Annotated in this window: 9 protein-coding genes; 6 read left to right on the top strand and 3 right to left on the bottom strand. The window is 56.2% G+C overall.

Features of this window, described 5'->3' with window-relative positions; translation table 11 throughout:
* Positions 1–99 precede the first annotated feature (99 nt).
* Together HALO_RS11705 and HALO_RS11700 are read right to left on the bottom strand one after the other, a co-directional pair.
* A complete protein-coding gene (locus tag HALO_RS11705) occupies positions 100–804 on the bottom strand; it encodes a pseudouridine synthase (RefSeq protein WP_050714166.1) in 705 nt (234 codons plus the stop codon).
* Between the two features lie 2 nt (positions 805–806).
* Entirely contained in the window at positions 807–1,634 is an 828-nt protein-coding gene (locus HALO_RS11700) for an amidohydrolase (RefSeq protein ID WP_035579448.1), read from the bottom strand.
* A 72-nt stretch (positions 1,635–1,706) separates the two neighbouring features.
* Between HALO_RS11700 and rarD the strand changes: the two genes are divergently transcribed.
* Positions 1,707–2,615 (top strand): EamA family transporter RarD, encoded by a 909-nt coding sequence (gene rarD / locus HALO_RS11695; protein ID WP_035579450.1) that lies wholly within the window; start codon positions 1,707–1,709, stop codon positions 2,613–2,615.
* On the opposite strand, the gene HALO_RS11690 is transcribed toward rarD, so the two are convergent.
* Positions 2,586–4,247, bottom strand: coding sequence for a methyl-accepting chemotaxis protein (locus tag HALO_RS11690; RefSeq protein ID WP_050713451.1), 1,662 nt, complete (start codon positions 4,245–4,247; stop codon positions 2,586–2,588). The genes rarD and HALO_RS11690 overlap by 30 nt on opposite strands.
* 246 nt (positions 4,248–4,493) lie before the next feature.
* Here HALO_RS11690 and HALO_RS11685 point away from each other — a divergent pair, with 246 nt between their 5' ends.
* The 5 genes from HALO_RS11685 (at position 4,494) to HALO_RS11665 (ending at position 12,304) form a co-directional block, all read left to right on the top strand.
* Positions 4,494–6,194 (top strand): SulP family inorganic anion transporter, encoded by a 1,701-nt coding sequence (locus HALO_RS11685; RefSeq protein WP_035579455.1) that lies wholly within the window; start codon positions 4,494–4,496, stop codon positions 6,192–6,194.
* A 224-nt stretch (positions 6,195–6,418) separates the two neighbouring features.
* The gene (locus tag HALO_RS11680; RefSeq protein ID WP_050713450.1) at positions 6,419–7,579 is read left to right on the top strand and encodes a TAXI family TRAP transporter solute-binding subunit; all 1,161 of its coding nucleotides are present in this window, start codon (positions 6,419–6,421) and stop codon (positions 7,577–7,579) included.
* A gap of 50 nt (positions 7,580–7,629) precedes the next feature.
* The gene (locus HALO_RS11675) at positions 7,630–9,639 is read left to right on the top strand and encodes a TRAP transporter permease (protein WP_035579458.1); all 2,010 of its coding nucleotides are present in this window, start codon (positions 7,630–7,632) and stop codon (positions 9,637–9,639) included.
* Positions 9,640–9,701: 62 nt separating this feature from the next.
* Complete coding sequence (locus tag HALO_RS11670; protein WP_035579460.1) at positions 9,702–11,114, top strand: enoyl-CoA hydratase/isomerase family protein; 1,413 nt, start codon at positions 9,702–9,704, stop codon at positions 11,112–11,114.
* Positions 11,111–12,304: an acyl-CoA dehydrogenase family protein gene (locus HALO_RS11665; protein ID WP_035579462.1), complete on the top strand. Its 1,194-nt coding sequence runs from the start codon at positions 11,111–11,113 to the stop codon at positions 12,302–12,304. Before HALO_RS11670 ends, HALO_RS11665 begins: the two co-directional genes overlap by 4 nt.
* The last annotated feature ends 3 nt before the right edge of the window (positions 12,305–12,307 follow it).

Here is a 12,307-nt window from a genome sequence, read left to right as displayed (position 1 = left end):
ACTTGGGGCGAAAACGTAAGATAACGGTATAAATATTAAATTAAAAATAAAGCCGCTCATCCATTGAGGAAGCGGCTAAAGCAGACCTTAAACCGGCACTCAGAAAAGCGCGATTTCGTCGCTGGTTAATTCCCGCCACTCGCCAGGCGCCAGGTTCTCATCCAGCGCTAAATCGCCGATGGAACTTCGGTGCAGTGAGTTCACATGGTTTCCCAGGGCGGCAAACATCCGCTTCACCTGGTGATAGCGCCCTTCGGTAATGGTGAGCTCCGCCTGGGTAGGCGAAAGAAGTCTTAACGTTGCAGGTTGGGTCGGTGTCTCTTCCCCATCCAGCATCAGGCCATCGGCGACCTGGCCAATCGCCCACTCCGCCGCGGCGCCTTCCATAGGCTCGGCTAGCTCGGCGATATACACCTTGGCGCAGCGATGGCGCGGAGATGTGACGCGGTGAGACCACTGACCATCATCGGTTAATAGCAGTAAGCCCGTGGTATCTACATCTAACCGCCCTACCGGCTGCAACCGATCCGCTTTGGGTAGATCAATTAGATCGATTGCTCTTTGGTAGAGACCGCGGCGGGCGTTACATTCAACGTCGACGGGCTTGTGCAGCATAATGTAGCGAACGCCTACCAGCGCTAGCCGCTCGCCGTTGAGTACCACCACATCATTATCGGTATCGATTTGGGTCGCCGACTGTTTGATCGGCTCACCGTTCAGGGTCACTTCGCCATTTTTGAGTGCCCGCTTGGCGAGACTGCGGGTTAACGGTGAGGKTTCACTCAAAAAGCGATCAAGGCGCATCATTAACCGACTCCTGGCAGCAGCTTAAAATGGTCGGCATCTTGCCAGGCAGGAAATTTTTCACGAAAAGCATCAAGGGCAGTTTTATCCAGCGTGCCCGTCTCTATAAACGGGGTATGGGCAGGTTTATCAATTAACGCTTCGCCTTTGAAGTCGACCAACAGGGAGTCGCCGCTATAGGCAAGCCCTTTGGCATCTTCTCCAACGCGATTAACGCCAATCACATAGCTTAGGTTCTCTACCGCACGGGCCTGTAGCAGCGTGCGCCAAGGGTGACGACGCGGTGCTGGCCAGTTGGCAATACACAGCAGCGCATCATACTCGAAATGCTCCCCCTCTGCTGGCTGCTGGCGCATCCACACAGGAAAACGCAGATCATAGCAAACGCTGAGCAGCAGTTTAAAGCCGTTGAGTTCCACCACTTTGCGCTCACTACCCATGCCATAGCGCTCATGCTCACCGGCCATACGGAACAGGTGGCGCTTGTCGTAGTGGGTTAAGTCGCCCTCTGGGGTGGCCCAGATCAAGCGATTATAAAACTCGCCTTGCTCTTCAATCGCCACGCTGCCCGTCATCACGCATTTGCGCGCCTTCGCCTGGGCCTGCAGCCAAGCAACGCTTTGGCTCTCTGCCATCGGCTGAGCCATCTCGCGGGAGTTCATGGTAAAGCCAGTGGCAAACATTTCCGGCAATACAATCAGATCCGTATCGCGGCCATCCAGTTCGCCTAGCAACTGTTCAAGATGGGCGTGGTTGGCCTGGGGGTCTTCCCAGCGCAGGTCGCACTGCACTAGCGTGCTGCTAAGTTGGCTGTTTCCAGAGTCACTCATTGAACACCTCCATTCCGCCAGTGTGATTGCAAAGTTTATGCTAGATTAGCATCTTTAAATAATGAGGCTGCTATGCTTCCTACTCCAACACGCGATCCCGCTGCCGTCAAAGGCGTTATGTTTGGGCTAACCGCCTACACCATGTGGGGCTGCTTTCCGCTCTTTTTTGCCCTGTTTGACGGCGTTCCCGCCTTTGAAATATTGATTCACCGTATCATTTGGGCGTGTCTTTTCTTGGTCGGCTTGATTACCTTACTGCGCCGCTGGCCGCCGGTGGTCACTGCACTGGGTGAACCCAAGCGGCTTGGCCGCGTGTTGGCCTGCGCGCTATTGATTGCGTTTAACTGGGGTATCTATATTTATGCAGTGGAGTCTAAGCAGGTACTGCAGGCAAGTTTGGGCTACTTCTTAACGCCGCTAGTGAATGTCGCCCTGGGCATGCTGGTGCTGCGGGAAGTGATGGCAAAGTTGCAGTTGGTCGCCTTGGGGCTGGCCAGCGTGGCCATTGCCATCCAGTTTGTGATGCTGGGTGAACTGCCTTGGATTAGCCTGATGCTGGCGTTAAGCTTCGGCAGTTATGGCCTGTTTCGTAAGCAGGTGCCGCTGGACGGCTTATCAGGACTGTTTGTAGAAACCCTGTTGCTATTTCCCCTCGCCCTGATCGCCTTGACTTGGCTAAGCTGGAACGGCAGTTCGCACTTTTTGCAAAATACATCTACCACTAGTCTGCTAATCGCCAGCGGTGTCTTGACCGCATTGCCGCTTATGGCTTTTGCCGGCGCGGCCCGTCGGCTACGCTTAGCGACCATTGGCTTTCTTATGTACATCAATCCCAGTATCCAATTTCTCATCGCGCTAACGGTTTTCGGCGAGCCCCTGGGCATTATCCAGTTGGCCACTTTTGTGCTTATTTGGATCGGGCTCGCGCTTTACTCCTGGTCGGCGTGGCAGTCACGCCCGCGCTACGCTGCGGCTAGTTAGTGCAAGCGGTGGCGCTGGAGCGGTCTCTGACTGCAACGCAGGGGGAGCCGCTATATCACGCTCAGGCTGGTAGCCAACCCGGAAACCGCCCCAGTGCTTACCCTGGACATACACCGGTACCGAGAGGTCGTGCATGATCTCGCCGGTGTCGCGCTTGTAGGTTTGCAGCAGTAACGGCTTTTCATGAGCGCCACAGCGGCTGCCGGTTGGGTCATCGAAAATGCGTTTGTTGCGGCAGAATTTTAGATCGTGGGCGTAATCACCGGTTGGCGCGAGGCTAACTGCCTTGTTATGGGTAGGCACATAGCCTTTACGGTCACAGGCAATTGCGTAGCTCAAACCTAGCTGAGTGAGCAAAGGCTCCTGCAGATCAGGTAGATACCTATCGGTGAAACTATCAAAGCCGGTTGTATACTGTGGCGGCTGCGTACCCGGAATCTGTTCATACTGGGGCTGGAACAGGTGGGTATCTGAAAGCTCCCCSCTGGCTATCGCTTTTTCCAGCAACTTGCCCAATTTATTGGCCGTTGAGCGTGCCGCGCGGAACACCTGCTGGTGGCGCCCTTCTAAATGCTGTTGAGCCAGTTCCCCATCGACGCCTTCTGCGGCTTCCATCAGCGCCCGCGCCTGCTCGGCCAAATCATGCATATTACGGTTGCCTTCATCCACATCATCTTCTAGCTGGCTAAGGCCATCCGCCACGGTTTGGCTATGCTGGCGTGTGTTCTCCATCGCACCGGCAACCCGGGTAATTTCGCTCTGCACCTGATCGAATTCCTGGGTCATCGTACCCAGGCTATTGCCGACCACTTGCAATCCTTTGGAACGCTCGCTGATGCGGGTCATTAACTGACCCATGGTAGCGACCACCGATTGACCGCTCTGATGCATATCCTTAACTAATTCATCGACGCTCTGGGTCGCGGTTGAGGTCTTTAGTGCCAGATTACGCACTTCACCCGCGACTACCGCAAACCCACGCCCGTGCTCCCCCGCACGTGCTGCTTCAATTGACGCATTGAGCGATAGCAGATGGGTCTGCTCAGCGATATCCTCGATCATGGAGGTGACGCTGCGCACGCGCTCAATCTTATCGTTCAGCGCAGTCAGCATTTCCAATGCTTGGTTGGAGCGGTCGGCAACGTCGCTCATATCCTGGATTATATCGTCCAGCTCAGCATGGTTGTGATGGCTAGCTTCTCGGGCGCTCTCTGCCAGTGCCGCCACCTGGCTGGCGCTGGCACTGACCTGCATAATGGCCGCATTAATCGCCGTCATGCTCGATGAAGCCTCACGGGCCATGGCCTCTTGCTTGGAAAGGCGCTGATCCATCAGGTCGGCATAGTGTGACACTTCTGCCGAGGCAATCGCGGTACTGCTGGCGCGATTCATTAACCGGTACGCCATACCACGTAACGAACGGTAATCACGTAGGGGCTTAAAGCCACGCTGGCGCTGTTCAAGACGACGTTGGTCGGCCCGGTACACGCTTTCAAGCGCACTGAGCAGTACAACGCCGCCCCCCAGTGCAGCGGACAGGAGCGCCAGATAAATCCAGACACCGCCCTGTACGACAAGACCTACGGACAGCGCCAACAAAAACCCCGGAACTAACAATCGCAGTAAGCGCATGAGCAGTACTCTTTTTATTGACGTTATTGAGTATCGAAAACCCTATTTTAGGGGGCTTAACTCCCCTTTGCGGCTAAGCTTAGCGTGTTACGCTAATGAAAGAAGTAGCACTTTGGGGGCAGAACGAAAGTGTATAAGCGCTGGTTCATCATTGGCTTACCGCAGTAGAAATGAATATAAGCACTGCAATGAAATGGAATATCCCTTACTCTCTTTATTCTGCCACTCCGATAACACCTGGAACCCATGCTAAAGCGCTATTTGCCGATCCTGACGTGGCTACCCCACTACCATAAACGCTTGTTTGGGGCCGATCTCTTGGCGGGCTTGATCGTCACGGTGATGGTCATTCCCCAGTCGCTGGCCTATTCGCTGCTAGCCGGACTGCCTGCAGTGGTAGGCCTCTACGCCAGCATCCTGCCGCAACTGGTCTATACCCTGTTTGGCACCAGCAAGACCCTTGCCGTCGGGCCGGTCGCCATCATCGCTTTGATGACCGGTGCCGCACTCTCCTCCGTGGCGGTCACAGGCACAGAGACTTATTTACAGGCCGCGCTCATCCTGTCCCTGCTTTCCGGTGGCATGCTGGTAATCATGGGGCTGCTTAAAATGGGCTTTTTCAGCAATTTTCTCAGTCACCCGGTTATTTCCGGCTTCTTAACGGCGTCGGGCATATTGATCGCTGCTAGCCAGCTGGGCAGCTTGCTGGGGGTTGAGAGTAGTGGCTTTACCCTGGTGGAACGCCTTGTCACCCTGGTGCCTAATTTAGCCACTTTCAACTTACCCACCTTACTGATCGGCAGTGGAACGCTGCTGTTTTTGATCGTTATGCGACGCCATGGTAAAGCCGCCCTGCACTCAATGGGCTTGCCACGCACCCTGGCAGACTTGATTGCCAAAGCAGGGCCGGTCTTTGCCGTCGTGATTACCACCCTGGTTACCTGGTACTGGCAGTTGGGCGATAAAGGCGTCAGCGTTGTGGGACAAATTCCAGGCGGGTTACCCGCACTGAGCTTCCCATTGGGAGACTACTCACTGTGGCGGGCACTTGTGATCCCCGCGCTGCTGATTAGTCTGGTCGGCTTTGTGGAGTCGGTTTCCATGGGCCAGATGTTGGCCGCGAAGCGGCGCCAGCGTATCTCTCCCAATCAGGAGCTTGTGGGCCTTGGTGCCAGCAATTTAGCCGCCGGGCTTTCCAGCGGCATGCCAGTCACTGGGGGGTTATCCCGCACGGTCATCAACTACGATGCAGGCGCACAAACGCCTGCGGCAGGTGCCTTTGCGGCGCTAGGTATTGCGCTGGTCACTATGTCATTCACCGGCTGGCTCTACTACCTGCCCATCGCGACCCTGGCCGCAACGATCACCGTTTCGATTTTGACGCTTGTGGACATCCCCATGCTGCGGCAAACCTGGCGCTACTCCCGCAGCGACTTTGCCGCCATGGCGGTGACGATTTTGCTGACACTGTGCGAAGGCGTTGAGGCGGGCATCATCAGCGGGGTAACGCTCTCTATTGCGCTATTTTTGTACCGCACCAGCCGCCCTCATAGCGCCTTGGTAGGCCGCGTCCCCGGCACCGAACACTTTAGAAATACTACCCGCCACGATGTCGAGACGGTCAATACCGTTGCCCTGCTGCGCATTGATGAGAGCCTCTATTTTGCCAATGCCCGCTATTTGGAAGACACCGTCTATAACCTGGTAGCGAGCCACCCCGAGCTTGAGCACGTTGTATTGATCTGTTCGGCGGTTAACCTGATTGATGCCTCGGCGCTAGAAAGCCTGGATGCCATCAACGCCCGCTTAAAAGACTCCGATGTAAAACTGCATTTATCCGAGGTCAAAGGCCCGGTGATGGATCAGCTAAAGAAGAGTGACTTTCTGGATGCGCTTACCGGGCGGGTGTTTTTAAGCACCTACGCCGCTTGGCGTGAATTTTCTTAACTGCATTGCTCTCGCTACCGCTCTGAAAAACCAGGCTTTTGCCTGGTTTTTTTATACCTGTTGTATACCAACGGGCACCGCTGCTGACAACAGCATTGACAGCCACCCAGCGGCTTCTCTACTATCAGCCGACCACTTAGCAAAACCAAGTACCGCATAGCAAAACACTATGTAGCAAAACGTAACTAAAACCTTAAACACAACCACAATAAAGGAGCATCCCAATGCATCCATTTGCTCACCGCCTACTCATCGCCGCCTTACCTTTATCGCTACTCGGCGCAGCAGTCAGCCACGCCAGTGACATTGAACTCCCCGGCACCATGGCCTGGACGGCCTATGGCACTAACTCAAGCGGCTATGCCCAAGCCGTCGCCATCGGCAATATGCTGCAGAACAAATACGATTCATCAGTGCGTATCCTGCCGGGGGACAACGATGTTTCACGGATGACGCCGCTTAAGCAGGGCCGCGTTGACCTTTGCGCCTGCGGGATCGCCAGCTACTACGGCGCTGAAGGGGTAATGATGTTTGCCGACCGCGACTGGGGTCCTCAGCCACTACGCGTCATTACCACTTCCACTGCCTCTTTTGGTCTTTCTCTTGCGGTTGCGGGCGACCTGGACGTTGAAACGCCCGCTGACCTGGCCGGCAAGCGCATCGCCTATATCCGCGGTGACGATGCGCTCAATAAAGGCACCGAAGCTTACCTTGCCTTTGGTGGCTTGACCTGGGATGACGTAGAGCGGGTTGATTACCCCGGCTACGGGCGCTCGTTCGATGGCATTATCGCTGGCGATGTGGATGCCTCCTTTACCACCACGGKGACCCCGCCAGCCCAGCAGCTGGCCAGTAGTCCGCGCGGCATTAGCTGGCCAGTGCTAGACCCCAACGACGAAGCAGGCTGGGAGCGCATGGCCGCCGTTGCGCCCTACTTCCGCCCGCACGAAGTCACTTCTGGGGCTGGTGGCATCAGCGCCGAAAACCCGGTGCCCAGCGCTAGCTACCCATACCCCATTGTGGTCGCCAACCAAGACCTGGATGACAACGTCGCTTATGGCCTAATCAAGGCCATGCAGGAAAATTTCGACGACTACAAAGATAACGCCCCAGGGGCGCTTGGCTACGCCTTGGAACAGCAAGATCTTCAATGGGTAGTGCCGTTCCACGATGCGGTCGTGGAGTACTACAAAGAGATCGACGTATGGACTGATGAAATGCAGGCCCATCAGGATGAGCTGGTTGAACGTCAGGATGTACTGCTAAGCGCCTGGGAAAGCTTTATGCAAGACGCCCCCAGTGATGACGAGGCGTTTACTGCCGACTGGATGGAAGCCCGAGCCACCGCGCTTAGCGATGCCGGTTTCGAACCGATCTTCGAGTAATACGCCACGGGGCGGCACTTGCCGCCCCCTGCTGATTGACGGATGCCCTCATGACCACAGATACCTCACCTGCCAATAATCAGCAGGTTAAAGAAAAAATCAGCCAAATTCGTCAGCTTCCCCCTGCGCTGCGCTGGATCCCCGCCACGGTCACCGTCATCTTGATGGCGATGACGCTGGATTATCTTTTCAACGTTGGCTTGCTGACGTTCGTAACCGGCTTGGAAACACAGTTCTACTATGCCGTTGTGGCACTACTGCTMCCGCTGGTTTTCTTGCTTTGGCCCATGCGGAGTCGCCAACAAGAACAGCCTATCCCTTGGTACGACTACCTATTGAGCGCTATAACGCTAATCGTTGGCGGCTATTTTGTTTATAACGCAGTCCCTATTTTAGAGCGCGGCTGGGCGTTTTCTGCGCCTGAGATCGCTATTTATGCCAGCTATGCCTACTGGCTGCTCATTATCGAAGCGGCCCGCCGGGCAGGCGGTTTACCGATTGCTATTATTGCGGGGGTCTTCTCTCTTTACCCGCTGGTGGCGGATATCGTCCCCGGCCCTATCCAGGCGTTTCCTTCGACGCTTGAACAGACCGCTATGTACCACACCATGAGTACCGAAAGCATCATGGGGGTGCCGCTGCAGGCGTTCGCGGGCCTGGTGATCGGCTTTTTGGTCTTTGGTGTCGTGCTGCAAAAAAGCGGCGGCGGTAAGTTTTTTATCAACCTGGCATTTGCGCTGCTGGGCCATGTGCGCGGCGGCCCCGCTAAGGTGTCGATTTTCTCCAGCGGCCTGATGGGCTCGATGAGCGGCAGCGTTATTAGTAACGTACTAACCACCGGTGTTTTGTCGATTCCCGCCATGCGTCGTATCGGTATGAGCCGCTCCTTTGCTGGCGGTGTGGAAGCCTGCGCCTCAACCGGCGGTGTATTGATGCCACCGGTGATGGGCGCAACCGCTTTCGTCATGGCCATGTTTCTCGACATTCCCTATTCCGCGGTAGCACTGGCTGCCGTCATTCCTTCAATTCTGTATTTCTTGGGTCTGTTTATTCAGATTGATGCCTACGCGGCCCGCCACGACATTAAAGGCTTGCCCGCCGTTGAACTGCCTTCGCTATGGCAAACCCTCAAAGAGGGTTGGTACTTTATTTTTGTCTTTGCTTTATTAGTTTGGATGCTGCTGATTATGCAGCGCGAAGCCGTGGCACCTTTCTACGCCACCGCGCTGCTTTTGGTGCTCAACCAGCTTTCCAAACATAACCGCTGGGGCTGGAAGGATGTAGCCGATACGCTGTCGTCTGCGGCCAAGCTGTTTGCCGAGTTAATCGCTATTTTGGCTGGCGTGGGCATGCTGGTGGGCGCACTTTCGATGACCGGCCTTTCCGGCACCATCGCTAACGACTTTATCAATATTGCCGGTGGCAGCGTGCCGCTGCTGCTGATTATGGGCGCAGTTACCAGTTTTGTGCTGGGTATTGGCATGACCGTGACGGCTGCCTATATCTTCCTCGCCGTTGCTCTAGCCCCTGCACTGATTCAAGGCGGCGGACTGGATCCCATGGCCGTACATATGTTCATTCTCTATTGGGGCATGCTGAGCTTTATTACCCCGCCAGTGGCACTGGGTGCCTTTGCCGCGGCTACCGTGGCCGGTGCCCGGCCCATGGAAACGGGCCTGCAGGCGATGCGTCTGGGTAGCGTGATCTACTTTATTCCCTTCCTATTCGTACTCAACCCCGCGCTGATTATGCAGGGCGCGCCGCTGATGATCGTGGCTGTCTTTATCCAGGCGGTCATCGGCATCATCCTGTTTGCCTCTGCCATGCAGGGCTACCTGATGGGGGTTGGTCGACTGGGCTATGGCGCACTGCAAGAGATCGTGATTCGTGCCCTGATACTGATCGCTGGCCTGCTCCTGGCGCTACCGGGTGGTGGGATGGTGCCGCTTAGCCAGTGGGAATTGATCGGTCTGGCCGCAGCCGCGCTGGTACCCGGTGTTTTGATGGCACGCTTAAGCCAGCGCCACCATCGGCGTTCGCAAAGCGCCTCTGCTGCGTAACAGATGGGGCACCAAGCGTACTCTTTTCAATTCACTATCATGCGAAATACGAGAGCCTAACTATGTCCGTTCATTATCAGCGTCACGGCGATATAGGCGTTATTCAAATAGCCAACCCGCCGGTCAATGCCTTAAGTCACGCGGTACGCAGTGGCTTAGTCGATGCGCTTAAAGAGGGTGTTGCTGACGCAGATGCTAAAGCGCTGGTCGTGCTCGCCGATGGCCGCACCTTTATTGCCGGGGCAGATATTCGTGAGTTTGGTAAGCCGCCTCAAGCCCCTCTGCTGCCCGATGTGATTAACCAACTGGAAGCCTGCCCAAAACCGCTGATTGCCGCCCTGCACGGCACAGCCCTGGGCGGTGGATTGGAAGTGGCTTTGGGCTGCCACTATCGAGTGGCACTGGCGGGAACCCGGGTGGGTCTTCCGGAGGTTAAGCTGGGTCTACTGCCCGGCGCTGGTGGCACCCAGCGTTTACCGCGTTTAGTAGGCGTTGAGCGCGCCTTAGAGATGATCACCAGCGGGCGTTTTGTGGAAGCAGAAGAAGCACTTGAGGCAGGCATTATCGACGCCATTAGCAGTGCTGAAACACCGCTTGAAGCGGGTTTAGCTGCGGCCCAAGCAGTGCTTGCAGACAACCCAATGGCACGTGTTACGGGCCAACTGCCAGCGCCAACGGCTAATCCCCAGGCAATCTCCGCTATGTTGGAACGGCTGCATCAAGACGCTGCCGAGCTCTTCTCACCGTTTCGCATTGTGGAAGCTGTGGAGGCCTCTGTGACGGCTGAATCACTCCAAGACGGCCTGCGCCGTGAGCGGGAGCTGTTTTTGGCCTGTATGGACTCCCCTCAACGCGCCGGACTGATTCATCTCTTTTTCGCTGCGCGTAGCCCCCATATGGTGCCTGAGGTTGAGAAAGCCGACGCGTTTAAACACGTTGCGCTAATCGGCGAAGATCCACTGTTTGAGCGCCTGCAAAAAGCCGCACAAAAGGCGGGCATTACCCTAACCAGTGCACCAGACAACGCTACTGAACTCTGCCTATTGGCGCCAAATGCAGCGAGGGAATCAGGCACAGCGCTCCCTACCATCGCACTAGAAAACATTGGCATCAGCCGCGGCAGCGATAGCGCGCTAAGCCTTATCGTTGCTGAAAACGGCAGCATGGTAGAGCTGGTCAACTTAAGCGCAGAGCCACTTACCCAACAGCGAGCGGCACTCACTCTTAAAGCATTGCGGTTAAACGTTGTGGTCAGCCGACAGCAAAGCCTTCTGAATACGCTGCAACTTGCTAGCCAGCAGGCTACAGCGAGCGACAGACAAACTGCCCTTGAACAGGCGAGCGTCGGCATCGCAAAGAACGGCTTCTGCTACCGCGAGAGCGATATCGATTTGTTGGCGGTGGAAGTACTGGGATACCCGCGTCACTTAGGTGGGCCTCACCGTCAATCAACCCTAAAGGACACCCCCCGATGAACCTCACCTTTAGCCCCGAAGAGCAGGCCTTTCGCGCAGAGGTTCGCCATTTTCTAGCCGATGCGCTGCCCAGCGATATTAGTGAACGCGTGCGCCTAGGGCGCCACCTGCGTGCCGATGATCACCTGCGCTGGCAGAACCTCCTCAGCGAACAGGGCTGGCTAGCCTCTAACTGGCCTAAACAGCATGGCGGCCCAGGCTGGGGGCCCGTGCAGCGGCATATATTTGATGAAGAGTGCGCCGCGGCCCACGCGCCGACAGTCGTGCCCTTTGGCGTTAATATGGTGGCGCCGGTGATTATGAAATTCGGTAGCGCTGAGCAAAAGGAGCATTACCTGCCGCGTATTTTGAGCAACCAGGATTGGTGGTGCCAAGGCTACTCTGAGCCCGGCGCAGGGTCTGATTTGGCGGGACTGAATACACGCGCGGTGCGCGATGGCGACCACTATATCGTGAATGGCCAGAAGACGTGGACGACCCTAGGCCAGCACGCCAACATGCTGTTTTGCTTAGTACGTACCGACCCAGAGGCGAAAAAGCAGGCAGGCATTAGTTTTCTGCTGATTGATATGCAAACCCCTGGCATTACCGTGCGGCCCATTATTACCCTGGATGGCGCCCATGAGGTTAATGAAGTCTTTTTAGATAACGTTCGAGTGCCGGTTGAAAACCGTGTCGGTGAAGAGGGCCAGGGCTGGACCTGCGCCAAATTCCTGCTCACCCACGAACGCACCGGCATTGCAGGGCTTGGCCACGCCAAGCAGGCGCTGCGTCACTTAAAGTCACTGGCCAGCCGAATCGAGCATCGCGGCAAGCCGCTGCTGGAGCTGCCCAGCTTTCGCCACCGTGTCGTCAAAGCCGAGCTTGAATTGATGGCGCTGGAAGTCACCAACCTACGCGTGATTGCCGCGGCCCGGGATGGCGGCGTACCCGGTGCAGAAAGCTCACTACTCAAAGTACGTGGCTCAGAGCTTCGCCAGGAGCTAAGCGAACTCACCCGCCGTGCCCTTGGCCCCGCCGCACTGCCATTCTTCCCCGACTTCCTGCATGGCGAAGGCAGCCTGGATGACGAGCGCGCCCAAAGCGCAGCCGCCAGCGCCCAGTACTTCAACCGTCGCAAGCTGTCGATTTATGGCGGTGCCAACGAGATACAGAAAAGTATCGTCGCCAAAACCATTTTAAACATGTGAGGT

The organism is Halomonas sp. R57-5, from assembly GCF_900070345.1.
Classification (GTDB): Bacteria; Pseudomonadota; Gammaproteobacteria; order Pseudomonadales; family Halomonadaceae; genus Vreelandella; species Vreelandella ventosae_B.
Note: the sequence above shows the minus strand (reverse complement) of the source record. Positions and strands in the feature narration are given on the sequence as shown.

Bases quoted from the DNA above. Each gene is read 5' to 3' on its own strand.
- rarD (WP_035579450.1), top strand. From the start codon at position 1,707: ATGCTTCCTACTCCAACACGCGATCCCGCTGCCGTCAAAGGCGTTATG.
- HALO_RS11700 (WP_035579448.1), bottom strand. From the start codon at position 1,634: ATGAGTGACTCTGGAAACAGCCAACTTAGCAGCACGCTAGTGCAGTGC.
- HALO_RS11665 (WP_035579462.1), top strand. From the start codon at position 11,111: ATGAACCTCACCTTTAGCCCCGAAGAGCAGGCCTTTCGCGCAGAGGTT.
- HALO_RS11670 (WP_035579460.1), top strand. From the start codon at position 9,702: ATGTCCGTTCATTATCAGCGTCACGGCGATATAGGCGTTATTCAAATA.
- HALO_RS11685 (WP_035579455.1), top strand. From the start codon at position 4,494: ATGCTAAAGCGCTATTTGCCGATCCTGACGTGGCTACCCCACTACCAT.